Origin of the sequence: Nocardia sp. NPDC059240 (assembly GCF_042753865.1) — a bacterium.
Taxonomy (GTDB): Bacteria; Actinomycetota; Actinomycetes; order Mycobacteriales; family Mycobacteriaceae; genus Nocardia.
In genome coordinates this window covers 207,108-230,235 of the sequence record NZ_JBHZAC010000003.1, presented here as the reverse complement: position 1 = coordinate 230,235, position 23,128 = coordinate 207,108, and the positions used below count along the sequence as shown (strand labels likewise).

General features: G+C 67.8%; 22 protein-coding genes. 9 read left to right on the top strand and 13 right to left on the bottom strand.

Features of this window, described 5'->3' with window-relative positions; translation table 11 throughout:
- Positions 1-76: 76 nt before the first annotated feature.
- The 4 genes from ACFXHA_RS11335 (at position 77) to ACFXHA_RS11320 (ending at position 3,942) form a co-directional block, all read left to right on the top strand.
- The gene (locus ACFXHA_RS11335; protein WP_379355480.1) at positions 77-985 is read left to right on the top strand and encodes a hydrogen peroxide-inducible genes activator; all 909 of its coding nucleotides are present in this window, start codon (positions 77-79) and stop codon (positions 983-985) included.
- 86 nt (positions 986-1,071) lie between these two features.
- Positions 1,072-1,857: an MBL fold metallo-hydrolase gene (locus tag ACFXHA_RS11330; protein ID WP_379355478.1), complete on the top strand. Its 786-nt coding sequence runs from the start codon at positions 1,072-1,074 to the stop codon at positions 1,855-1,857.
- Positions 1,854-2,312, top strand: a complete 459-nt coding sequence (locus tag ACFXHA_RS11325; protein ID WP_379355476.1) for a gamma-glutamylcyclotransferase family protein — start codon at positions 1,854-1,856, stop codon at positions 2,310-2,312. The genes ACFXHA_RS11330 and ACFXHA_RS11325 overlap by 4 nt, the downstream gene beginning before the upstream one ends.
- A 34-nt stretch (positions 2,313-2,346) precedes the next feature.
- Positions 2,347-3,942: an acyl-CoA synthetase gene (locus ACFXHA_RS11320; protein ID WP_379355474.1), complete on the top strand. Its 1,596-nt coding sequence runs from the start codon at positions 2,347-2,349 to the stop codon at positions 3,940-3,942.
- Here ACFXHA_RS11320 and ACFXHA_RS11315 read toward each other — a convergent pair whose 3' ends face one another.
- The 4 genes from ACFXHA_RS11315 to ACFXHA_RS11300 all read right to left on the bottom strand — a co-directional run bounded on the left by ACFXHA_RS11315 (position 3,943) and on the right by ACFXHA_RS11300 (position 7,512).
- Complete coding sequence (locus ACFXHA_RS11315; protein ID WP_379355472.1) at positions 3,943-4,380, bottom strand: RpiB/LacA/LacB family sugar-phosphate isomerase; 438 nt, start codon at positions 4,378-4,380, stop codon at positions 3,943-3,945.
- Between the two features lie 22 nt (positions 4,381-4,402).
- Positions 4,403-5,752 carry an NHL repeat-containing protein gene (locus ACFXHA_RS11310; protein WP_379355470.1) on the bottom strand — a complete coding sequence of 450 codons (1,350 nt, stop codon included), beginning with the start codon at positions 5,750-5,752 and terminating at the stop codon, positions 4,403-4,405.
- A gap of 141 nt (positions 5,753-5,893) precedes the next feature.
- A complete protein-coding gene (locus ACFXHA_RS11305) occupies positions 5,894-6,877 on the bottom strand; it encodes an aldo/keto reductase (protein WP_379355468.1) in 984 nt (327 codons plus the stop codon).
- A gap of 50 nt (positions 6,878-6,927) precedes the next feature.
- A complete protein-coding gene (locus tag ACFXHA_RS11300) occupies positions 6,928-7,512 on the bottom strand; it encodes a TetR/AcrR family transcriptional regulator (RefSeq protein WP_379355466.1) in 585 nt (194 codons plus the stop codon).
- Positions 7,513-7,609: 97 nt separating this feature from the next.
- Here ACFXHA_RS11300 and ACFXHA_RS11295 point away from each other — a divergent pair, with 97 nt between their 5' ends.
- Positions 7,610-8,647 (top strand): beta-ketoacyl-ACP synthase III, encoded by a 1,038-nt coding sequence (locus ACFXHA_RS11295; protein WP_379355464.1) that lies wholly within the window; start codon positions 7,610-7,612, stop codon positions 8,645-8,647.
- A gap of 136 nt (positions 8,648-8,783) precedes the next feature.
- On the opposite strand, the gene speD is transcribed toward ACFXHA_RS11295, so the two are convergent.
- From speD to ACFXHA_RS11275, 4 genes are all read right to left on the bottom strand, one after another.
- Positions 8,784-9,998, bottom strand: coding sequence for an adenosylmethionine decarboxylase (gene speD / locus ACFXHA_RS11290; protein WP_379356631.1), 1,215 nt, complete (start codon positions 9,996-9,998; stop codon positions 8,784-8,786).
- 13 nt (positions 9,999-10,011) lie between these two features.
- Positions 10,012-11,112, bottom strand: a complete 1,101-nt coding sequence (locus tag ACFXHA_RS11285) for a type III PLP-dependent enzyme (protein ID WP_379356629.1) — start codon at positions 11,110-11,112, stop codon at positions 10,012-10,014.
- Between the two features lie 261 nt (positions 11,113-11,373).
- Positions 11,374-13,842, bottom strand: coding sequence for a DEAD/DEAH box helicase (locus tag ACFXHA_RS11280; protein ID WP_379356627.1), 2,469 nt, complete (start codon positions 13,840-13,842; stop codon positions 11,374-11,376).
- 88 nt (positions 13,843-13,930) lie between these two features.
- Positions 13,931-14,905, bottom strand: coding sequence for a proteasome assembly chaperone family protein (locus ACFXHA_RS11275; RefSeq protein WP_379355462.1), 975 nt, complete (start codon positions 14,903-14,905; stop codon positions 13,931-13,933).
- Between the two features lie 298 nt (positions 14,906-15,203).
- Between ACFXHA_RS11275 and ACFXHA_RS11270 the strand changes: the two genes are divergently transcribed.
- A complete protein-coding gene (locus tag ACFXHA_RS11270) occupies positions 15,204-15,812 on the top strand; it encodes a sensor domain-containing protein (protein WP_379355460.1) in 609 nt (202 codons plus the stop codon).
- Between the two features lie 52 nt (positions 15,813-15,864).
- On the opposite strand, the gene ACFXHA_RS11265 is transcribed toward ACFXHA_RS11270, so the two are convergent.
- Together ACFXHA_RS11265 and ACFXHA_RS11260 are read right to left on the bottom strand one after the other, a co-directional pair.
- On the bottom strand, positions 15,865-16,437 hold the full coding sequence (locus ACFXHA_RS11265; RefSeq protein WP_379355458.1) for a hypothetical protein: 573 nt from the start codon (positions 16,435-16,437) through the stop codon (positions 15,865-15,867).
- A gap of 124 nt (positions 16,438-16,561) precedes the next feature.
- Entirely contained in the window at positions 16,562-17,512 is a 951-nt protein-coding gene (locus ACFXHA_RS11260; protein ID WP_379356625.1) for a helix-turn-helix transcriptional regulator, read from the bottom strand.
- 99 nt (positions 17,513-17,611) lie between these two features.
- Here ACFXHA_RS11260 and ACFXHA_RS11255 point away from each other — a divergent pair, with 99 nt between their 5' ends.
- On the top strand, positions 17,612-18,019 hold the full coding sequence (locus ACFXHA_RS11255; protein ID WP_379356623.1) for a VOC family protein: 408 nt from the start codon (positions 17,612-17,614) through the stop codon (positions 18,017-18,019).
- A gap of 48 nt (positions 18,020-18,067) precedes the next feature.
- Here the strand turns inward: ACFXHA_RS11255 and ACFXHA_RS11250 are convergent, their stop codons facing one another.
- Positions 18,068-18,505, bottom strand: coding sequence for a hypothetical protein (locus ACFXHA_RS11250; protein WP_379355456.1), 438 nt, complete (start codon positions 18,503-18,505; stop codon positions 18,068-18,070).
- Positions 18,506-18,788: 283 nt separating this feature from the next.
- Between ACFXHA_RS11250 and ACFXHA_RS11245 the strand changes: the two genes are divergently transcribed.
- A complete protein-coding gene (locus ACFXHA_RS11245; RefSeq protein WP_379355454.1) occupies positions 18,789-19,943 on the top strand; it encodes a DUF4192 domain-containing protein in 1,155 nt (384 codons plus the stop codon).
- A gap of 7 nt (positions 19,944-19,950) precedes the next feature.
- Here ACFXHA_RS11245 and galE read toward each other — a convergent pair whose 3' ends face one another.
- Positions 19,951-20,934, bottom strand: coding sequence for a UDP-glucose 4-epimerase GalE (gene galE / locus ACFXHA_RS11240; protein ID WP_379355452.1), 984 nt, complete (start codon positions 20,932-20,934; stop codon positions 19,951-19,953).
- Between the two features lie 3 nt (positions 20,935-20,937).
- Complete coding sequence (locus tag ACFXHA_RS11235) at positions 20,938-21,624, bottom strand: iron dependent repressor, metal binding and dimerization domain protein (protein ID WP_379355450.1); 687 nt, start codon at positions 21,622-21,624, stop codon at positions 20,938-20,940.
- Positions 21,625-21,864: 240 nt separating this feature from the next.
- Here ACFXHA_RS11235 and ACFXHA_RS11230 point away from each other — a divergent pair, with 240 nt between their 5' ends.
- Complete coding sequence (locus ACFXHA_RS11230; protein WP_379355448.1) at positions 21,865-23,103, top strand: acetoin utilization protein AcuC; 1,239 nt, start codon at positions 21,865-21,867, stop codon at positions 23,101-23,103.
- Positions 23,104-23,128 lie beyond the last annotated feature (25 nt).

Below are 23,128 nucleotides of genomic sequence, written 5' to 3'. Positions count from 1 at the left end.
GACCTATATACGATTCTTGATCCTGGCCGAACTGCTGTGACAGGTAAACGTGATCGGTCGCACTACACTCATAGGCGTGACTGATCAGTCTTATCAGCCCACCCTGTCACAGCTGCGTGCGTTCGTGGCCATCGCGGAATACCGGCACTTCGGCACCGCGGCGACCCGGCTGGGCGTGAGCCAACCCACGCTATCGCAGGCCCTGGCATCACTGGAAAACGGACTGGGGCTCCAGTTGATCGAGCGCAGTACGCGCCGGGTGCTGGTCACCGTCGACGGTAAACGGCTACTGCCGCAAGCCATTGCCACGCTCGAAGCCGCTGACCGATTTGTCGTATCCGCGGCGGGGCAGGGGATCGGCGGCGCGCTGCGGCTGGGCATCATCCCGACCGTCGCCCCCTATGTCCTGCCCACGCTGCTGCCCGAATTGCGCAGGCGAATGCCCACTTTGGTGCCGCACATCATCGAGGACCAGACCGCGCGGCTGCTCACCGGCCTGCGCTCGGGCGTGCTGGACGTGGCCTTGATCGCGCTGCCCGCCGACGCCGCCGGACTGGTCGAGATACCGCTCTACACCGAGAAGTTCGTGCTGGTGCTGCCGCGCGGCCACGAACTGGCCGGACGCTCCGACCTGAAAGCCGCCGAGCTGGACGCGCTTCCGCTGCTGCTCCTCGACGAGGGCCACTGCCTGCGCGATCAAACCCTGGATCTGTGCCGGGCCGCGGAGGCTCATCCGGGTGCGGTCGGCGACACCCGGGCCGCGTCGCTGGCCACCGTGGTGCAGTGCGTGGCAGGCGGTCTCGGGGTGACATTGATCCCGGCCATGGCCGTCGGTGCCGAAACCGCGCGCGGCACCTTGGATATCGCCACCTTCGCCGCACCCGCGCCCGGGCGCACCGTCGGGCTGGCGTTTCGTTCGTCCACGGCGCGCGGCGAGGACTACGACCTGCTGGCCGAGATCATTCGCGAGTGCCGACCGGAGTGAGGCCGGACATAACCGGCGGTGGGTGGCGGGACATATCCGGCACCTGCGCGGTTGCGCCGTCCCAGACCGTCTGAAACGCTCGGGCCATGCGGATTCACCATCTGAACTGCGGCACCATGGGATTCGGCCTGGTCGACCACTGTCTGCTCGTCGAGACGCGCGACGCGCTGGTGCTCGTCGACACCGGGTTCGGGGTGGACGCGGTGCGGCAGCCCGCGAAGATGCTGGGTGCCGGGCGGTTCGCGCTGGGCGCGAAGCTGCACGAGGCCGAGACCGCGGTGTATCAGATCCAGCGGCTCGGCTACGACCCGCGCGACGTCCGCCACATCATCCTCACCCACCTCGATCTCGACCATTCCGGTGGACTCTCGGACTTCCCCGAGGCCACCGTGCACGTGCACGGACCCGAATTCCGGGCCGCCACCGCCAAACCCACGCTCTCGGAGAAGCTGCGCTACCGCGCGGCGCAGTGGTCACACGGACCGAAGTGGATGGTCAACGAGGTCGAGGGGGCCGAAGAATGGTTCGGCTTCACCGCCGTCCGTGATCTGCCGGGGCTGCCGCCGGAGATCCTGGTGGTGCCGCTGGCCGGGCACACGCGCGGGCATGCCGGGGTGGCCATCGATCACGGCAACAGGTGGCTGCTGCATGCCGGCGACGCCTTCGTCACCGAATCCAGCGTGCATCCCGAGGAACCGTTCACGCCCTTCGGATGGAAGATGTACGAGACCGGGGCCATCGTGGGCGACGCGTACCGGGCCAATCAGCGGCGACTGCGGGAGCTGCGCAAGCAGCACGGCGACCAGGTAACGGTCATCAATTCCCACGACGCGGGGATCTTCTCCCGGGTCGCGCGTACAGTCGGCCGATGACCGACCGGTGGGCACGGAAAAGTCCGTTCCCGAATGATCCGCTTTTCGTCTACGGGACCTTGCGGTTCGGTGCGGTGCTCACCGAATTGATCGGGCGCGTACCGGAAATGGCGGCCGCGCGAGTGCTCGGCCGCCGCGCCGCGGCACTGCCGGGCCGGTCCTATCCGGGACTCGTGACCGCCGCCGACGCCGTGACCGACGGCTTCCTGCTCACCGGGCTCACCGCCGACGATTGGCGGGTGCTCGACGCGTTCGAGGACGACGAGTACGACCTGGTGCCGGTGTCCGTCACGGCAGGGGAGCAGGTCGGGTACGCGTGGACGTACGCCTGGCGGGCCGAAGTCGAGGCGCACGACTGGTCGGCGTCGGCGTTCGAGGCCGAGACGTTGCCCCGCTATATCGGCAAATGCGCTGCGTGGCGGCGGAATCCGGTCCTGTTCAGCGAGACTGTATGACGCAAGACACATTCATGCGGTAGAAGTTGGACGCATGGATGTACAGGGCAGTGATCCCACGGTGGCGGGTGCGCGCTCACAGGCGCTCGGAGATCTGCTGCGGCGCAGCGCCGCCCGGGTCCCGGACAAGACCGCGCTGGTATGGCACGAGCGGCGCGAGACTTACGCCGAGCTCGACGCGGCCGTGAACCGGGTCGCGCACGGCCTGGCCGATCGCGGTGTGACGCAGGGGGATCGGGTCGCGATCTTCTCGCACAACTGCCGCGAGTTCGTGCTGGTGTACTTCGCGCTGGCCCGGCTGGGCGCGATCTCGGTGCCGATCAACTTCATGCTCACCGCCGACGAGGTGGCGTTCATCCTCGAACACAGCGGGGCCGTCGCCCTGATCACCGAGGACAGTTTGGCTGCCACGGCCGAGGCGGCCGTGAAACAGCTGGGCGACAGCGAGATCCGGCTGTTCGGCTGGATCGATCTGGCCGGGCTGCCCGTCGCCGCGGGCTGGGAGGACGTGCGCGACTGGGAAAACCATGCCGAGACCACCGCGCCCGAGGTGTTCGTCGGCGACGACGACCCCATCCAGATCATGTACACCTCCGGCACCGAGTCCCGCCCCAAGGGCGCGGTGCTGTCGAGCCGCGCGCTGATCGCCCAGTACACCAGCGTCGTCGTGGACGGCCGCATGAGCGCCGACGACATCGAAGTCCATGCCCTGCCGCTGTATCACTGCGCCCAACTGCACTGCTTCCTCACCCCCGACCTGTGGCTCGGCGCGACCAGCATCCTGCTGCCCGGCCCCGACCCGGCGACCGTGCTGCGCACCATCGAAACCGAACGCGCCACCAAACTCTTCTGCCCGCCTACGGTCTGGGTCTCCCTGCTCCGCCACCCCGACTTCGACAGCTACGACCTGTCCTCCCTGCGCAAGGGCTACTACGGCGCGAGCATCATGCCCGTCGAAGTCCTGCACGAACTCTCGCAACGACTGCCCGGCGTCGGCCTCACCAACTTCTACGGTCAAACCGAACTCGCCCCGCTGGCAACGGTTCTCGCTCCGGAAGATCAGCTCACCAAGCCCGGCTCCGCGGGGCGCCCCGCCCTGAACGTCGAAACCCGCGTCGTCGACGACGATGACCGCACGGTAGGCGTCGGCGTCATCGGCGAAATCGTCCACCGCTCTCCCCAAGCCATGCTCGGCTACTGGAACGACCCCGCCAAAACCGCAGCAGCCTTCCGCAACGGCTGGTTCCGCAGCGGCGACCTGGGTGTGATGGACGCCGACGGATACCTCTCCGTCGTCGACCGCAAGAAGGACATGATCAAGACGGGCGGCGAAAACGTCGCCAGCCGCGAAGTAGAAGAAGTCCTCTACGAACACCCCGACATCTCCGAAGCCGCCGTAGTCGGCATCCCCCACCCGCACTGGATCGAAGCCGTCACCGCGATCGTGGTGGCCCGCAACGGAACCGACCCCGACGCCACCGACATCCTCGCCCACTGCAAGAAGCGTCTCGCGGGCTACAAAGTCCCGAAGTACGTGACCTTCGTCGAGGCACTCCCCAAGAACCCCAGCGGCAAGATCCTCAAACGCGAACTACGCACCGCGCACGCCCGTCTCGCCACCGAAGCCTGATCACCCGATCCGGTCCACGTGCTCGATATTCGCGTGATCGGTGGGATCCGTGCTCGGGGCCGCTGTGAACCAGGAGTCGAGAATCTCGGTGAGTTGCGCACGGGATGTCAATCGCAGACTCAGCGCCAGCACATTGGCGTCGTTCCACTTTCGCGCGCCGTCGGCGGTATAGGCGTCGGTGCACAGCGCGGCCCGCACGCCCGGCACCTTGTTGGCCGCGATGGAGGCCCCGGTGCCGGTCCAGCAGCACACGACCGCTTGGTCGGCGCGGCCCTCCGCGACGTCCCGGGCAGCCGACTCACTCGCCCAAGCCCAGTCGGCGCGCTCTTGCGGCGCCAGCGCGCCGTGCGGAGTCACCTCGTGCCCGCGCCGCCGCAACTCCTCGACCAGGTCCTCAGCCACCCCGGCCCGTTCGTCTGCCGCCACCGAAATCCGCATGGCGGCAGTATCCCTCGCGAACTCACTGCGCGGGCAGTTCCAACACTCGGCCGCCGTCGACCACGTAGATGTTCCCGTGGCTGTCCACCGCGACCGCTACCGGCTGGCTCAGTCCAGTCAAAGGCACCGTGTTGGTGGCGCTCGCGCCCGCGGCCAGTTTCAGCACTTGCTTGTTCTTGCCGCCGGTGGCGTAGTCGGTGGCATAGACGTCGCCCGCGGCATTCACCGCCACCCCACCCGCGCCGGCGAGCCCGGGGAACGGCAAGGCGCTCTGCCGGACCGAACCCGCCGACAGCTTCAAAACCCGACCCGCCGAGGTGATGTCGGTGACGTAGACGGCTCCGGCGGAGTCCACCGCGACGCCGCGCGGTTGGTTGAGTCCGGCGAACGCCAGCTTGGTAGGGGTGCTGGACCCGGCGGCCAGTTCCAGCACCCGGCCGTTGTCCCGGTCGTCGGTGACGAAGACGTCGCCCGCGCCGTCGACGAAAACGCCAGAGGGACCGGCGAGATCGGAGAAGGGCAGTGCGGTCGCGGTGCCGGAACCGGCCGGCAGTTTCAAGACCTGGTTCTTGCTGTAGTCGGCGGCATAGACCGTGCCCGCGGCATCGACCGCCAATGCCATGATGTCGCCCGCCTGGCCGAAGGGCAGGGCGACGGAAGTGGTCGCGCCCACGGTCCATTCGAGTACTTGACCGCGCGACCGGTCATTGGTGTAGACGTTGCCCGCGCCGTCGACCGCGACCGCCGTCGGATCGGTGAGGGTGCCGAAGGGCAGCACGGTCTGGCCCGAGGGTGATCCGAGGCTCGCGGTAGTCCTGCTCACGGGTACACCGGTTGGCCCGATGCTCGTCGGCGGCTGTGCCGAGGGCGAATTGCCCGGCAACAGCACGTATCCGGTGACCGCGCCGCCCGCCACCACCACGATGGCCGTGCCGAGCAGTAGGTGCATCAGCGGCCCGCGCCGACCGCCACTCTTGGTGGATTGATCGATGGAGATCGACCCGTCGTTGTTCTGGATGACGATCGCCCCACCGCTTGCTTTCGCCTGATTCGAAATCGAGGACCGCACCACCGATTTGTTGAGTTTCCGGTTCTTGCGCGCCGTGACGACGAGGCGGTTCACCTCGGCCGCGAACTGTGGGTCCGACTGAATGGCAGGCTCGAGCAGCGCGGTGACGGCGTCGGCGCCCGCCGTCGAGGGCTGCATCGTCAATGCCATGACCGCTCCGAGGGATTCGGGGTCGTTGCGGAACTTGCCGAGCACGATTTCCCGTAGTCGTTTGACCGCGGCCCACGCGCTGTCGGCCGCGTTCTTGGCGACCGCATCCCCGAACTTCGACAACAAAACCGCTGCGGCAACGGCCAACGACACCGGTTCCAAGACTCCGCCCTCTTTTCGATAGCTGAACCCCATCATCGTAGGAGTGAACGGCCATCTCCGAGCTGGAACGAAACATGCGATTACCTGGAAAGATGCCACCAAATCCCAAGGCGGACGACCAGTTTGCTGGGGCTAGCGCCCGGCGGCGCGGGCCAGGGATTCGGGGTAGCGGGCGCCGGCGACGGCATCGGCCGGGGCGGCGGCTTCGATGCGGGCCAGATCCTCGGCGGTCAGCGTGATCTCGGCGGCGGCCACGTTCTGTTCGAGATACGTGCGGCGCTTGGTGCCCGGGATCGGGACCACGTCGTCGCCACGGCTCTGGACCCAGGCGAGGGCCAATTGGCCAGGGGTGACGTTCTTTTCGTCGGCCAGGTCGCGGAGGGCGGTGACGATGGCGAGGTTGCGGTCGAGGTTGGTGTCGGAGAAGCGGGGGAGGCGGCGGCGGAGATCATCGGCCGGGAGGTCGGCGCTGGACGTGATTGCGCCGGTGAGGAAGCCGCGGCCGAGCGGGGAGAAGGGGACGATGCCGATGCCCAATTCGCGGCAGGCGGGGAGGATTTCGGGTTCGATGTCGCGGGTCCAGAGGGACCATTCGGATTGGAGGGCGGTCACCGGGTGGACGGCGTGGGCACGGCGAATGCTGTCCACCGACGCTTCCGAGATGCCGAGGTGGCGGACCTTGCCTGCCTGCACCAATTCCGAGAGTGCGCCCCAGGTTTCCTCGATGGGTGTGTTGGGGTCGACGCGGTGCTGGTAGTAGAGGTCGATGTGGTCGACGCCGAGGCGGGCGAGTGACTCGTCGCAGGACTGTTTGACGAAGGCGGCGTCGCCGCGGGCGCCCATGGCGCCCTTATCGCCCCAGACGATGCCGAATTTGGTGGCGAGGACGACCTTTTCGCGGCGGTCGGCGATGGCGCGGCCGACGAGGCGCTCGTTGGTTTCGGGGCCGTAGACATTGGCGGTGTCGAGGAGGGTGACGCCGAGGTCGAGGGCGCGGTGGATGGTGGCGATCGATTCGGCGTCATTGTCGTGCACGCCGTAGGCGCTGCTCATGCCCATGCAGCCGAGGCCCTGCACGCTGACGGTCAGTTCGCCGAGTTTCCTGGTCGCGATCATGGCTATGACGCTACGACTTGGAGCGTGCTCCAAGTCAACAGCGGGCGGCGTCAGCGGCGGTTCGGGAGATGGTGCTGGAGCAGGAAGGTCAGTTGGGTGCCGCCGTCGGTGAAAGGGAGGACGGACTTCAGGGCCCGGCTCTGGACGATCGCGCCTTCGATCACCGAGAGGGTGAAGCCGGACAGGGAGCAGGCGGTGGCGCGGTCGATGCCGGCGGCGACCATGCCGTCGGCGAGGCGGGCGGTCCACTCGGAGAACGCCTGACCGGCCGCGGACTGCAAGGTCGGGTCGAGTTCATCGAGGGCCGCGGCCATCATGAACGAGCCCGCGCGGAAGTCGCTGGTTTCCAGTTGGCCGCGCCAGAAGCCGAGCAGCTCGTCCACCCACCCTGCCAGCGAGGGCGCGACGGGGAGCGTGTCGGCCATCCGGCTCACATGGGAGTAGACCATGCGTGAGACCAGCCGGGCCGCCGTCGCCACCAATTCGCCCTTGCCGGAAGGGAAATGCTGGTACAGCGAGTTTCTGGAGGAGTTGCTGCGCTTGAGCAGCTCGTTGAGACCGGCCGCGTGCACCCCGTGCTCCTGGACGGTGGTGATGGTGCTCGCGATCAATCGGGCGCGGGGTCCCGCAGTCATGCAATTTCCTCCAGCGCTTGTGTGAACCGATCGGTCCATGTTAAACCTTACCCCAGTGAACCGATCGGTACACATGGGAACAAAGGAACCTTCGCGCATGCCTGCCCAGATCGCCACCGCCACACCGGTCGCCCACGCCGCGTTGCTTGGGCTGGGTGCCTACCGCCCCCGCCGAGTGGTCCCCAACGCCGAGATCGTCGACCGCATCAATTCCTCGGACGAATGGATCCGGACCCGCTCGGGAATCGAGGCCCGCCACTGGGCCGAAGCCGACGAGACCATCGTCAGCATGAGCACCGCGGCCGCCAAGGACGCGCTCGAAGCCGCGGGTGTCACCGCGCAGCAGATCGACGCGGTCATCCTGGCCACCTCCTCGCAGATGGTGCTCGGCCCGTCGGCCGGCGCGGTGGTAGCCACCGAACTCGGGATGCACGACACTGCCGCTTTCGATGTCTCGGCCGGTTGTGCGGGCTTCTGCTACGCGCTGGCCAACGCCGCCAACCTGGTTCGCTCCGGTCAGGCCCGCCACGTCCTGGTGATCGGCGTCGAACGCCTCTCGGATCTGCTCGACCAGGAAGACCGCACCTGCGCGTTCATCTTCGCCGACGGTGCGGGCGCGGTCGTCGTGGGAGCGTCGGAGGCCGAGGGCATCGGCCCGGTGGCGTGGGGCTCGGACGGCAGCCAGACCGCGGCGATCAAGCAGGACAAGGACTTTCAGCAGTACTTCGCCGAGGTGGCCGAGGCGGAAGCGACCGGCGGCACCACCGTGCGGCCCTACATTCGGATGAACGGCGCGGCGGTATTCCGTTGGGCCGTCACGTTCTTGGAGAAGGCCTGCCGCGACGCGCTGGATCAGGCGGGCGTGACGGTCGAGGATCTGGACGCCTTCGTGCCGCATCAGGCCAACGGTCGCATCACCGACGCCCTCATCCGCGCCCTGCATATGCCCGAAAGTGTCGCTGTCGCAAGGGATATCGCTCAGACCGGCAACACCAGCGCGGCCTCGATCCCGATGGCGATGGAGCAGCTGCTGCGCTCCGGCGAGGCCAAGGCCGGCGATACGGCGCTGCTGCTCGGCTTCGGCGCGGGCCTGGCCTATGCCGGACAGGTGGTCCGGCTGCCCGCCATTTCCTGATCTTCAGGAGCCGTTTCCTGATCTTCGAGGGCTCGGGACAACGAAATCCGTCGTCCTACGCAACGAAATACGAAGCCAATAGAGAAGCGCCCCGCACACGGAAGTGTGCGGGGCGCTTCGGTACTGCGGGGATCGACTAGACGCTGACGCCGACACGCAGCGCGTGCGGCTCGATCGCGCCGCGGACCAGGGCCCGCTCGTCGATGGTCTCGGCCTTGTAAGGCAGGGTCGAGAGGGTGTCGGTCATCTTCGCGACCGGGTCGGCGATCGCCTTCGGGGTACCGAAGATGAAGGTCCACTCGTGCTCGTCGCTCACGTACGGAACGACGGTCTCGAACAGGTTGTGGAATCGCGTCCACGAGCGCTTCAGGGTCTCGTTGCGCCACATGGTCTGACAGCCGGCCTGCGCGGCGAGCACGCCACCCTCGGCCAGCAGCGCCTTACAGCGGTTGAGGAAGTCGTCCTCGTACAACCGGTTGTGCTGCGCGTCCTCGACCCGCTCATCGGGCAGATCGATGCAGATCATGTCGTAGCGCACGCCCGCGGCCTCGGCCTTGGCCAGGAAGTCCCAGCCGTCGGCGTAGTGCATCTTGATCGGGCCGTTCTGCGCGACCGCCTCGGCCAGATCGGCCTGGGTGTAGCCGTAGGGGAGGTGCTCGGCGCACAGCTCCACCTCGAGCTGGTCGATGTCGACGTGGTCGACGAGCGCAGCGCCCGCGGCCACCGACATCTGCGAAGCGACGCCCTCACCGGAACCGATGATGAGCACCTTCTCCAGCTTCTCGGCCAGCGCGTACCCCGGGACCAGCATGGCCTCGTGGTAGGTGAGCTGCGAGAACTCGGTGGACTGGCGATCGTCGTCGGAGAACAGGGAGATGCCCTGCTCGGTCTTGGCGATCACCATGTGCTGGTAGGGGGTGTTGGTGTCGACGATGGTTTCCGTCGTGTTCCACACCCGGGTCAGGCCCTCGCCGACCGGCTCGTGGATCCGGCGGGCGGTGTGCCCGCGCTGGATGACCTCGATGTTCACCGAACCCGGAGACAGCTCCTGCTGCAGCAGTTCCACGGCCTTGGTGGCGCCGGAACCGATACTGCCGCAAGTGAATACGTCGACGAAGATGTCGCCGGATTCCGGGTAGGTGTGGATCGAAGCGTGCGACTCTGCCAGGAGTGCCAGGATGGTGACACCCTGCGGCTCGAACTTCTTGCGCACGACATCACAGATGGTCACCCCCGCGGCGACCAACGATTTTCGTAGCGCGGTTTCGAGTCGTTCCAGGTCGTCGCAGAGGTTGGCGTCGACACCACCGAACTCGGCCAGCACATGCCAGCCGGTGAATTCTGCCGTGATCATTGGCTAAAACTCACTCTCGCTCAGCGCCAGTGACATGGACTGTCAGTGGCGGAAAACCGTTGAAGGACACCGACGAATAGCTCGCCGTATAAGCACCGGTCTCGAGGATTCGAATCGAATCGCCGGCTCGCAACGTGGTCGGAAGGAGGACACGCGTGCGTTGATAGAGTACATCGTCGCCGTCACACGTAGGACCGGCTATGACAGCTTCGTCCTTCGGATCCGTGTCCCGATCGGTTTGGAATCGGTAGGCGATGTACTCGTTCTCGGTTTCGGCCATGCCGTTGTAGCGGCCGATATCGAGGTATACCCAGCGCCGCCCGTCCGGCGCTACGCGAACATTCACCACTTCGGCATGGATCACACCGGTGTTGCCCACCAGGGCGCGACCGGGTTCCACGACGAGAGCGGTGTGTTCCGGGAGATAGCGGCTCGCCGATTCGGCGATGGCCGCACCCAGCTCCGCGAGTCCGGGAGCCGGATCGACGTACGAAATCGGCAGTCCCCCACCGATATTCACCGCCGTGACTGGAATGTCCTTGACCGCCAGCGCTTCCGTGATGGCCCCGGCCTGCTCGATCCCGATGCCCCAGGCCTTCGGGTCCAGCTGCTGCGAGCCGACATGGAAGTAGGGCCCGACCACCTGTAGGCCCAGATCCCGGGCGCGCACCAGCAGGCGCGCGGCCTCACCGGGTGCGCAGCCGAACTTGGTGCCGAACGGCGTCTGCGACTGCGGCGCCGACGACAGGAAGCGGCACTCCACCTCGGAGCCCGGCGCATGCTCGGCAATGCGCTCGAGATCGTCCTCGGTGTCGAAGGCGTAGCGGCGCACACCGGCCGCGTAGGCGGTGGCGATCTGCGACGCCTTCTTGATCGGATTGCCGTAGCACATGACGGCCGGATCGACCCCCTGCGCCAGGCAGAGCTCGATCTCTCCCACGCTGGCGACGTCGAACTCCGCGCCCTCGTCGTTCAACAGCCGGATGATCTCCGGCAGCGGACTCGCCTTGACGGCGAAGCGAATTCGCGCCGCAGGTAGCGCGGCATGCAGTGCGCGGTAGTTCGCGCGGACCCGGTTCAGGTCGATGACCAGACGGGGCGACTCGGGCAGGTTTCGATCGGTCAATCTAAGGGAACTCTCCGTGGTTCGGTGGGCGAGCCGGAATTCGGCAACAGTGCGCGAGAGTATCAGCGTTGGGCCTCGAAAAACGAACCGGTGCTGGGTCGACTACATCACGCTATAGCCGCCGCGTCATGGCGGCGGCGCGCGACGCCTTACGAGAGTATGACGCCGAGACGCCGCGGACAGCGCCCCGACAGCTATGTGAACGAGTCCTTAACAGACTGTGAATCGGTTCTTGACGACGGGCGCTCAGCCCGCGCGGACCGACACCTCGTCGAACACCACTTCACCCGCGGCATCCGACTCGGACAGGTCGACCACGCCGTCGATGGACCAGCCGTGGTCCCCGTTCGGATCGTCGAGCACCTGGCGGACATGCCAGAAGCCGGGCCGCTGTTCCACCTGGAAGAGCTTCGGGCCCCGAGCATTCGGACCGGTCCCGATCGTGGCGTACTCGTCGAAATAGGGGCCCGTCTCGGCCTCCCAGTCCAGCTCGTCGCCGAGTTCGGCGAGCGCCTCCCAGCGGTGCGCTGCGACCAGGTCCACGCGCCGGAACATGGCGTTGCGCACCAGCACTCGGAACGAGCGCTCGTTGGCGGAAATCGGCCGCACGGTCTCGGCTCCGAAGGCAACCTGCTGGTCATCGGCTTCCGCGCCGGGATTGGTGAGCTGCTCCCACTCGTCGAGCAGGCTGGAATCGACCTGCCGGATGAGCTCGCCGAGCCACTCGGTGATGTCGTCGAGCTCCTCGGTGCGGGCCTGCTCGGGCACCGTGCGCCGCAGCGCCCGGTAGGCGTCGGCCAGGTAGCGCAGCACCACGCCCTCGGACCGGGCCAGCTCGTAACCGGAGACCAGTTCGGCGAACGTCATGGACCTTTCGACCATTTCGCGCACCACCGATTTGGGGGAGGGCTCGAACTCCGACACCCAGGGATGCCCGGCCTTGTAGGTCTCGAACGCGGGCTCGATCAGCTCGGCGGCCAGCGGCTTGGGCCAGGTGACCTCTTCCAGGAGCTCCATTCGCTCCTCGTATTCGATGCCGTCGGCCTTCATCTCCGCGACCGCCTCGCCGCGCGCCTTGTGCTGCTGCGCCATGAGCAGCTGCCGCGGATCCTCCAAAGTGGACTCTATGAGCGAGATCACATCGAGGGTGTAGGTCAGCGACTCCTTGTCCAGCAGTTCGAATGCCGCCAGCGCGAACGGCGAGAGCGGTTGATCCAGCGCGAAATCCCGCTGCAGATCGACCATCAGCCGGGCGTGGCGGCCGTACTGGTCGGGTTCGTCGAGCTGCTGCACCACACCCGCGTCCCGCAGCGCGCGATACAAGCGGATCGCCTTGAGGATGTGCTTGCGCTGCGCCGCGCGCGGCTCGTGATTCTCCTCGAGCAGATGCCGCATGGCATAGAAGCAATTGCCCTTGCGCGCGATCACATTCAGCAGCATCGAGTTGGTCACGTTGAACCGCGACATCATCGGCTCGGGCGAGGCACCCACCAGCCGGTCGAAGGTGTCCTCCGACCAGGACACGAAACCCTCGGGCGGCTTGCGCTTCACGACCTTCTTGAGTTTCTTGGGATCGTCACCGGCCCGGGCGATCAGCCGCGCGTTCTCCACCTCGTGCTCGGGAGCCTGCACCACGACGGTGCCGAGGGTGTCGTAGCCCGCGCGCCCGGCCCGCCCCGAAATCTGGTGGAACTCACGGGCATTGAGCCGCCGCGTGCGCACACCGTCGTATTTGGTGAGCCCGGTCAGCAGCACGGTGCGGATCGGCACATTGATGCCGACGCCGAGAGTGTCGGTGCCGCACACCACCTTCAGCAGTCCGTCCTGCGCGAGCTTCTCCACCAGTCGCCGGTACTTGGGCAGCATGCCCGCGTGGTGCACGCCGATGCCGTGACGGATGAACCGCGACAGCGTCTTGCCGAAGCCGGTGGCGAAACGGAATTCGCCGATGGCCGTGGCGATGGCCTCCTTCTCGGCCTTGGACGACATGTTCACGCTCATCAGCGCCTGCGCCCGTTCCATGGCGGCGGCCTGCGTGAAGTGCACGACGTACACCGGCGCGAGGCTGGTGGTCACCAGATCCTCGAGCGTCTCCGTGATGGGGGTGCGGACATACGAGAAGCTCAGCGGCACGGGTCGTTCCGAGCCGGACACGACGGCCGTCTCGCGACCGGTGCGCCGGGTCAGATCCTCGGCGAAGAAGTCGACCTCGCCGAGCGTGGCCGACATGAGCAGGAACTGCGCCCCGGGCAGTTCGATCAGCGGCACCTGCCACGCCCACCCGCGATCCGGGTCCGCGTAATAGTGGAACTCGTCCATGATGACCTGGCCGACCTTCGCCGCGGCGCCTTCGCGCAGCGCCAGATTGGCCAGGATCTCCGCGGTCGCGCAGATGATCGGCGCGTCCGGGTTCACGGCCGCGTCGCCGGTCACCATGCCGACCCGGTCGGCACCGAAGACCTCGCACAGCGCGAAGAACTTCTCGCTCACCAACGCCTTGATCGGTGCGGTGTAGTAGCTGCGCTCACCCTTGTTCAGCGCCGCGAAGTGCGCGCCGAGCGCGACCAGCGACTTACCGGACCCGGTCGGGGTATTGAGGATGACGTTGGACCCGGTCACCAGTTCCAGCAGCGCCTCTTCCTGCGCCGGGTACAGGTTCAGGCCCTGCGAACTCGCCCAGTCGGCGAAGGTCTCGTACAACCAATCCGGGTCCACGTCGGATACGGCACGGTCGGGAACCAATTCGGACAGCTGCACGTCGCCCCACGTTACCGGGCGTTGCCGCGAAACCCGCTAACGACCTCTACCGCAGCGGCGGGTTCTCCGGCCCGTCGCCTTCGGTGAAGCCGGCCTGCCCCTCGGTGAACCCGGATTGCTCGGCCAGGAAGCGTTCGAACTCCGCGCCCAGCTCGTCGCCGGTGGGCAGATCGGTCTCGCTGGCCAGCAAACTGGACTGGCGTTCTTGGGCGGTGACGAAGCTGTCGTACTGGCGTTCCAGCGCCTGCACCACGGTCTCGACCTCGGAGTTGCCCGCGATCTGCTCGTTGACCTGTTCGCGCACCCGCGCGGCGGCGTCGGTGAGCGCGGCCAGCGGCAGCTCGAGGCCCGCGTTCTCGGCCACGTTCTCCAGCAGGGTCTGCGCGGCCTCGGGGTAGGCGGTCTGGGTCAGGTAGTGCGGCACGTGCACCGAGAAGCCGACTGACTCGTGCCCGTGCTGGGCCATCCGGTATTCCAGCAGCGAGGACGCGCTGCCCGGCACCTGCAGCTCACCCGGCCAGCGCTGATGGTCACCGATCAGATCGGAGTCCGAGGCGTGGGCGGTGACGCCGAGGGGGCGGGTGTGCGGAATCGCCATGGGAATCGCGGAGAGTCCGATGGTGCGGCGCACGCCCAGCTGCTCGGACAGCAGCCGCACCGCGGTCACGAACTTCTCCCAGCGCAGGTCGGGTTCGAGCCCGGCCAGCAGCAGGAACGGCGTACCGGCGGTGTCCTTGAGCGCCCACAGGCTCAGTTCCGGCTCGGTGTAGTCGGAGAAGTGATCGGTCTTGAAGGTCATGAGGGGACGCCGCGAGCGGTAGTCGAGCAGCTCGTCCATATCGAACGAGGCGACCAGTTCGTGCTCCAGGCTTTCCTTCAGATGCGTGGTGGCCAGGCGCACCGCATGTCCGGCATCGGTGAAGCCCTCGAGGCCGTGCACCAGAACCGGACCCGAGCCGTCGTCGGACGACAACTGCGGAGCCGGGAATTCCAGCTCGTACATTCGCGACTCGTAGTCCATCGCTTGCTCCTTCCTGCGTGGCCCACTTGCGCGACCAACTCTCATTGTCCCTCATGGGCATGACAGGTGTGCACCACCCGCACCCGGGGTGCAACACGCCGAAGCGGGACACGCATTCCCGACCCGCCCGCGCTTTGCCGCCGAGCGGCGTGGCAATCGGTGTGAACAGCCGATTTTCGGCATAGTGGACAGCGTGACCGTGTCCCACCGAATTCCTACGCGCAGCTTGTCTCGCAGGTCCGTACCGGCCGTGGGGTTCCTGTTGGTGGGAGGTCTGCTAGCCGGATGTTCCGATTCCGTGTCGGGTCATCCGATCGCCGCGCGCAATCCGGTCACACCCTTGGCGAGTGCCGACGGCGGACTGGCCAAACTGCTGCCGGACCCTTCGCAATTCCCGTCGCGCTACACCGCGATGGCGTTGCCCGCAGACACCGCCAGACAGGCGGCCGACGATATGAACGGCTATCTGCCGGGGGCGCAGGTGGATCCGAGCGGCTGCGTACCCGTGACCCCGACCGCAGGACCTGCAGTCGCGGTCGGCAGCGATGACAGCGCGCCCGCGACACTCACCGTGGTGCTCACCCGCTCCGACAAGCCGCTGTCGGCGCTGCGAGATCAGTTGCGGCAGTGCGGGACCGTGCGGCTCGGGCATTCCGGGGTGACCACGGTGGTGACCACCACGTCGGATCCGGCGCCGCCCGCCAATGCCGACGACACGCTCGCGCTCACCCGCACCATCGGCAGCGAGACCGGCCAGACCGGGCTGACCCGCAAGCTTTCGAGCCTGATCGGCCAGATCGGCGATGTGCGAATCAGCGTGACCTACATGACATCCGGGTCCACCTCCGACAGTGAGGGCCTCGACACCCTGTTCACCACCGCACTGCGCAAGGTCCGCAAGGGCTGAACCCGGGGGAGGGGAGCCGACCCCTGCCCAAATTCTCGGCTCCCGGGCCCTATCAGCAGACCGGCAGCGGGGTATTCGAACCAGAGGAAGAACCGTTGCCCGAACCGCTGGCCGAACCACTGCCCGCGGAACCGCTTCCTGCGGAACCACTACCCGCGGAACCGCTTCCCGCCGAGCCGCTGTTCGACGAGCCGCCGCTGGACGAGCCGGGGAACAGCGACGAGAGCGGCGGACAGGTGCCGCCCTTGCCGACCACGTAGACGGTGGACGCATTGGCCAAGCCCTGGCGCACACCGACGTTGTAGGTGCCGTCGGCGTCCGGGTGCCAGGGCAGATTCGCGGCCGCGCCGTTTCCGAAGGAGGTCGGGGTGAGCGTGCCGATGACCGTGCCGTTCACCAGGAAATCGACCGGGCTCAACTGATCGGTGCCGCTGAGTTCGGCCTGGATGACGCAGCCGTTGGCGACCGAGCAGGGCTTGTCGCTGGTGAGGCCGGCGACACTGACACCGGCCACGGAGGCCGCGGCGGGACCGGCCAGCATCGGGCCCGCCAGCACGGCGAGCGCGGCGAACGCCCCCGCGCCGACGGCCGGCCGGCGAAGTTCCCGGTAGTACTGGTTTCTCATCGGAGATCCTCTCGGCGCGTTGAAGGGGGTCGCGCCGGGCGGACTGTAACAGTGAAAGACTCTCGTTTTACATGAAATCGCCAGTGCTGCAGCATGATTCGGATATCGCATGACTGGGCAGCGGTTACCGTCCGGTAATCCCGTAGCGTCGCACCAACTCCGTGCCGAGCCGGGCGAGTTCGGTGCGCACCGACTCCGGTTCCAGCACCTCGACGGTCGCGCCCCAGCCGGCCAACTGCTGGGCGATCATGAGCGGCGTCGGCGCGGTGATCCGGGCCCGCACCCGGCCGTCGGTGGCCGGACCGTCCAGAACGCAGTGCCGCCCTTGCTGGTGACTCAGCACCGGCGCGAGCGCCGCCGGGATCAGCACGGTCGCCGAGAGCGTGGCGCGGTGGCGTTCCACCTCCTCCACCACCTCCGACCAGGCCGTCGACAGGTCGAAATCCTCGGGCCGGTGCGCGATCTCGTCGGTGGGCGCGACCGCCGCGATCCGATCGACCCGGAAGGTGCGCTGCCCGTCCTCGGTTCCGGCCACCAGGTACCAGGTGCCGTCCTTGTCGACCAGACCCCAGGGATCGACCAGACGCGAGGTGCGCTGCCCGGCACGGTCGTAGTCGAGCCGGATCCGGCGGCGGCGCACCACCGCTCGCTGCAGTTCGGCCACCCGCGCGGGTGCCTTCTCCTCGGCTTCGCCCCAGCGTGCCGGATCCACCACGACCGCACCCGCTGCCGCCTCGGCCTCGGTGCGGAAGGTCTGCGGCAAGGCGCGCAACAGCTTCCGCAACGCCGACTTGGTGGCCGGGGTGGCGGTGGCCACCGGTCCGAGCAGCAGGAACAGCGCCTGGGCCTCGTCGGCATTGAGCCCGCTCAGATCCGTGCGCGCGCCGCCGACCAGCGCCCAGCCGCCACCGCGTCCCGGTTGTGGATAGACCGGAATTCCGGCCGCCGACAGGGCTTCCAGATCGCGGCGTGCCGTCGCCACCGACACCTCGAGTTCGGCCGCGACCGCGGCCGCGGTCACCCGGCCCCGGGTCTGCATGAACAACAGGGTGGCCACCAATCGATCCGCGCGCATATCCGGAATTCTCTCCCGCAAAGTGCTCATTCGGTGAGCACTTTGCGGGCGATGATGAATTCATACCGATCACCACCCCTGATGAAGGAGACGAACGAGATGCTGCGCGGAATGGCGACCGTCAACTACTACGCCGACGATCTGGAGGCGGCCAAGGACTGGTACAGCGAATTGCTCGGTGTGGCACCGTATTTCACCGTGCCGGGCGGGTACTACGAGTTCCGCATCGGTGACTACCAGGCCGAGCTGGGCATCATCAACAAGAAGTTCGCGCCCGCCCATCCGGATCGGCCGGGCGGTCAGATCGTGAACTGGCACGTCGACGACGTCGCCGCCACCTTCGCGCGGCTGCTCGAACTCGGGGCCACCGTGTACGAGCCGATCATCGAACGCGGCGAGGGGACCGGATTCGTCACGGCGTCGGTGGTGGACCCGTTCGGCAATGTCCTGGGCATCATGACCAACCCGCACTACCTGGCGATCCTCGCCGGATCCGACGACGAATAGGTCTGGCGGACCGGTGAACCCGGGCTCTGCCCAGCCCGGGATCGCCGGTCAGCCCGCCGAACCGGCGGAACCGGTCGGCAGCAGGCCGCCGAAGGAGCCGCCGCCACCCGTGGTGGGCGGGGCGTTGAGGGCGTAGCCGATCGAGGCGGTCGAGCTGTCCTGTGCGGCGCTCACGGTGTAGTTGCCGTAGTCCGTCGGCACCCAGGTGACCTGCGCGGTCGCGGAATTGGCATCCCACTGGTCCTGGACCGGGACGGCGTAGCCGACCACGGTGCCGTTCACCGAGATCGAGACCTGGTCGAGGCGATTGTCGCCGGACACCCGAACCCGCACGTAGCACGGCTTGTTGGGCGCGCACTGCTGGCTGTCGGAGACATTGTCGACTCGGACCTGGTTGGTGTCGGCCGAGGCGGTCGGGGCCAGCAGCGCGGGCACGGCTACCGCGGTCAGCGCGGCCGCCGCGGCGGTGAATGTCGTGCTCTTCATTGCACGCGATACTCCTTCCGGCACTTCGAATGACGAGTGCCGAGCCGGACTGTAACAGCGCGAACCGCTCGATTCGGGCGAAATGAAATGAATCCATTTCATCTGTGGGGGCCGTCACCGCGAGACACCGTAGCAGCGCCCACCGACAATTCGGGGCTTGCCTTCCGGGGGCGCGCCGACTAACCCACCGCTTCAGTGGATCTTGCTCCGAACATCCACAGCCGCAGCAAATCCCGAGGTCGCCGCCCGAGCCGGGTTCGTGCCCCGGCGCACGCTCGACGGCATGACAACGCCCATCGAACCCACCCCACCCTTCGAGCCCACCCCACCCCCTGACCCCGGCGAGCTCGATGACGCGGCCGACCGGCTGCGCGCGCCCGGTGACCTGATCGCGGCGGTTCCGGCGATGCTCGGATTCATGCCGGAGCGGTCGCTGGTGGTGACCGTGCTGGGCGTGGATCCGCAGACGCCGCGGGTCGCGTCCGTGGAGGTGGTGACGCGGATGGATCTGGATAATCCGGGCCGGGCGGCGACCGGGGTGCTGGTCGATGAGGTCGCGAATGTCTGTGCACGACATCGGGCTACGGCGGCATTGGCGCTCATTGTCGACGACCGGGCTACGCCTCCGGACCTCAAGCATCGGGGAGTGCGCGGGCGCAAGCATCGCGATCTCGTTGCGGCACTGGAACATCGCCTGGACGCCGTGGAGGTGCCGCTCACCGGGGCGTGGGCGGTGCGGGCGATCGGCGCGGAGCTGCCCTGGTGGAGCTTGTCGGAGGCGGGTTCACATGGGGTGCAACCCGATCCGGCGACGTCGCTGGTGACGCTGCGGCATGTGCTGGAGGGGCGGCCGTTGCGCGGGTCGCGCCGCGAGCTGACCGAGGTGCTCGCCGTCGATCCGGTCATGCGGGAGGCGACCGCCGCGGCCATACCCATTGCGGTCGCGGCCGCGGCCCGCCGGTCGGCCCGCCTGCTCGAGCACGGTGATTCGGCGCTCGAACTGCGGCACGAGATGTGCCGGGTGCTGCGGTATCTGGAGCTCGTCGAGGCCGGTGCCCGGCTCACGCCGGGTCAGGTCGCCGATGTGTCGGTGGCGCTGTGCGACAAGGTGCTGCGCGACATGATGTTCGCGCTCGTCAGCGGACCCCATGCGGACGGGGCCGAAGCACTGTGGTTGCAGCTGGCCCGGTCGCTCCCGGATCCCGATCGCGCCGAAGCGGCCGCGCTGCTCGGCTTTTGCGCGTACGTGCGCGGGGACGGACCGCTCGCGGGAGTGGCACTGGACGCCGCGCTGAGCGCGGACCCACACCATCGGATGGCGAATCTGCTGGAGTGCGGACTGCGCACCGGGATGCGGCCGGAGCGCCTGGGTGAGCTCGCCGAGTCCGGCCGCGAGGCCGCCGCCGCACTCGGCGTCGACCTCGGACCGGACTCGTGAGCAGTGATCAGCGGCGCGCGGAGTGCGCGCGGTCGCCCAGCGAACGCAGGAAATCCCAGGCGTCGGAGACGATCTCGTCGAGATCGGTGTGCTCCGGCTGCCAGCCGAGCTCGGCGATGGCCTTGGCGCTCGACGCCACCAGTACGGCCGGATCACCGGCGCGGCGCGTCGCGTCGGCCTGGTTGATCGGCAGCCCGGTCACCCGCTCACACGCGGAGATGACCTCGCGCACCGAGAAACCGGTGCCACTGCCCAGATTGAAGATGCGGTGCACACCCGGCTGCGACTGCGCCAGCGCCTGCAGATGCGCCTGCGCCAGATCACGGATGTGGATGTAGTCCCGTACCGCGGTGCCGTCCGGCGTCGGGTAGTCGGTGCCGAACACCGAGATGGACTCGCGCTGACCCAGCGCGGTCTGCAACACCAGGGGGATGAGATGGGTTTCCACCACACGGTTCTCGCCGAGCCCGGCGTACGCGCCGGCCACGTTGAAGTACCGCAGGCTGGTCGCCGCCAGCCCGTGCGCGGCCGCATACGAGGTGATGGCGTAGTCGATCGAGAGCTTCGACGCCCCGTACGGGTTGGTCGGCAGCTTGGCAGCGTCCTCGACGATGGGCACCTGCTCGGGCTCGCCGTACACGGCCGCGGTGGAGGAGAACACCAGTCGCGGGGTGCCCGCGGCGCGCATCGCCTCGAGCAGCGCGAGGGTCTTCACCACATTGCCGTGCCAGTACTTCTCCGGCGCGACCACCGACTCGCCGACCAGCGACTGGGCCGCGAAATGCAGCACCCCGTCGAAGGATTCGGCCGCGATGAGCTCGACGCCCGCCGTCGCGATATCGCCCTCGACGAATTTCGCGCCGGCCGGGACGCCGTCGGCATTGCCGGTGGAGAGGTCATCGACGACGACCACCTCGTGGCCGTCTTCGAGCAGAACCTGCGCGCAGACGCCACCGACGTAGCCCGCGCCTCCGGTAACCAGAAGCTTCACGTGTCAGACCAACTTCACCTGGACGGCGTGCGCCATCTCATCGGACAGTTCGAATCCCTCATGACCAGGCACCGAGATGATGACCGCACCCGGCTTGGTCTCGACGGTGACGCGGGCATCCGGCACCACGCCCGCCTCGCGGAGCTGATTGATCGTCTCCGGATCGGTCTGGATGTGCTCGGAGAGCCGCCGCACCACGACGGCCTGCGCCTGCCCGGTCGGCAGATCGCTGAGCCGGACCAGCTTCTCGTCACCGCCGGCGCCGGGCTTGACGCCCAGTTCGTCCAGGCCCGGAATGGGATTGCCGTAGGGGGAGGTGGTGGGGTGGTTGAGCACCTCGACCAGGCGGCGCTCCACCTCCTCGCTCATCACGTGCTCCCAGCGGCACGCCTCGGCGTGCACGTCTTCCCACGCGAGCCCGATGATGTCGACCAGCAACCGCTCGGCCAACCGGTGCTTGCGCATCACGGCCACGGCCATCGCGCGGCCCTTGTCGGTCAGTTCGAGGTGGCGATCACCGGCGACGGTCAGCAGGCCGTCGCGCTCCATCCGCGCGACCGTCTGGCTCACCGTCGGACCGCTCTGCTCGAGGCGCTCCGCGATGCGGGCGCGCAGCGGCGTGACACCCTCCTCCTCGAGGTCGTAAATGGTACGGAGGTACATCTCCGTGGTGTCGACCAGATCCTTCACCTGTTAAACCCCTTCGTCGGCACGAATTCTACCCATGCACGGCGGCATCACCGGGCGTCAGCTTATTTTGCGAACGCAGAGTCAACACCCAGGACGGGCAGCGTGTTCCCTGCGGGTTTCCGGCATGACAAGGCTTCGCATCCATTGTTCGGGCACAGCCTGTCATGCCGGTACGACAGCCTCGCGGTGTCGATAGCCTCCAAAGCCTACGAACTCGCCCGACGCACTAGCGTGGCAGGTATGCCTGGCCTCGCACGTGGTGATGGAACCGTCGTCTGGACCGATCGGTTCCTGGACTACTCCTGGACGCCGGAACATCCCATGCGACCCGCTCGGCTGCGGTTCACCATGGCCCTCGCCGAGGGACTCGGACTGCTCGACGGGGTGGAACGCCTCACACCCGAGGCGGCCGGCGAATCGGATCTGTTGCGGGTGCACACCCACGAGTACGTCGAGGCGGTCAAGCACGCGCAGCAACCGCCGGGCCCGCTCCCGGCCGCCCCGCCGTACGGTCTGGGCTCGGCCGATAACCCGATCTTCCCGCATATGCACGAGGCGGCGTCGGTGATCGTCGGCGGCACGCTGGCGGCGGCCCAGGAGATCGCGGCCGGGCGCACCCGCCGGGCGGTGAGCATCGGTGGTGGCATGCATCACGCCATGCCGGCCTCGGCAGCGGGGTTCTGTGTGTACAACGATGTAGCGGTGGCCATTTCGTGGTTGCTGGACAACGGGTTCGACCGGATCGCCTATATCGACGTGGACGTGCACCACGGCGACGGTGTGCAGCGCATGTTCTACGGTGACCCGCGCGTGCTGACCGTCTCGATCCATCAGCATCCGGCCACCCTGTGGCCCAACACCGGCTGGCCGGAGGAGACCGGCGCGGGCGCGGCCGAGGGCACCGCCGTCAACCTGCCGATCATGCCCGGCACCCGGGACCCGTTGTGGCTGCGCGGTTTCCACGCCGTGGTGCCGGGCGCGGTGGCGGCGTTCCGGCCGCAGATCATCATCAGCCAATGCGGTGTCGATACCCACCGCGAGGATCCGCTCGCGGATCTCGATCTGAGCATCGACGGTCAGCGCGCGGCCTTTCAGGCCATGCGCGAGCTGGCCGACACCTATGCCGAGGGCCGCTGGCTCGCGGTCGGCGGCGGTGGCTACGGACTGATCCGAGTGGTGCCGCGCGCCTGGACACATCTGCTGGCCACGGCACTCGACCGCGACATCGACCCGGCCACCCCGACCCCGGCGCAATGGCGGGAGCAGGTCGGGCAGTACGCGCCCACCGTGGCCGCGCCCGAGACCATGGGTGACGGCGCGGATCTCGCCTTCGCCCGCTGGGACGGCCCCGGCGGCGGCCGCGATACCGGCGACGAGCGCGTGGATCGCGCCCGCCGGGCCCTGGACACATCCGTATTGGCAACGCGCCGGGCGAGTTTCGGCCTGCTCGGCCTGGATCCGGAGGATCCCCGTGACTGACCCCGCCGTCCCCGCTCCGCCGCTG

Bases quoted from the DNA above. Each gene is read 5' to 3' on its own strand.
- ACFXHA_RS11330 (WP_379355478.1), top strand. From the start codon at position 1,072: ATGCGGATTCACCATCTGAACTGCGGCACCATGGGATTCGGCCTGGTC.
- ACFXHA_RS11325 (WP_379355476.1), top strand. From the start codon at position 1,854: ATGACCGACCGGTGGGCACGGAAAAGTCCGTTCCCGAATGATCCGCTT.
- ACFXHA_RS11320 (WP_379355474.1), top strand. From the start codon at position 2,347: ATGGATGTACAGGGCAGTGATCCCACGGTGGCGGGTGCGCGCTCACAG.
- ACFXHA_RS11315 (WP_379355472.1), bottom strand. From the start codon at position 4,380: ATGCGGATTTCGGTGGCGGCAGACGAACGGGCCGGGGTGGCTGAGGAC.
- ACFXHA_RS11305 (WP_379355468.1), bottom strand. From the start codon at position 6,877: ATGATCGCGACCAGGAAACTCGGCGAACTGACCGTCAGCGTGCAGGGC.
- ACFXHA_RS11300 (WP_379355466.1), bottom strand. From the start codon at position 7,512: ATGACTGCGGGACCCCGCGCCCGATTGATCGCGAGCACCATCACCACC.
- ACFXHA_RS11295 (WP_379355464.1), top strand. From the start codon at position 7,610: ATGCCTGCCCAGATCGCCACCGCCACACCGGTCGCCCACGCCGCGTTG.
- ACFXHA_RS11275 (WP_379355462.1), bottom strand. From the start codon at position 14,905: ATGGACTACGAGTCGCGAATGTACGAGCTGGAATTCCCGGCTCCGCAG.
- ACFXHA_RS11265 (WP_379355458.1), bottom strand. From the start codon at position 16,437: ATGAGAAACCAGTACTACCGGGAACTTCGCCGGCCGGCCGTCGGCGCG.
- ACFXHA_RS11260 (WP_379356625.1), bottom strand. From the start codon at position 17,512: ATGCGCGCGGATCGATTGGTGGCCACCCTGTTGTTCATGCAGACCCGG.
- ACFXHA_RS11255 (WP_379356623.1), top strand. From the start codon at position 17,612: ATGCTGCGCGGAATGGCGACCGTCAACTACTACGCCGACGATCTGGAG.
- ACFXHA_RS11250 (WP_379355456.1), bottom strand. From the start codon at position 18,505: ATGAAGAGCACGACATTCACCGCCGCGGCGGCCGCGCTGACCGCGGTA.
- ACFXHA_RS11245 (WP_379355454.1), top strand. From the start codon at position 18,789: ATGACAACGCCCATCGAACCCACCCCACCCTTCGAGCCCACCCCACCC.
- ACFXHA_RS11230 (WP_379355448.1), top strand. From the start codon at position 21,865: ATGCCTGGCCTCGCACGTGGTGATGGAACCGTCGTCTGGACCGATCGG.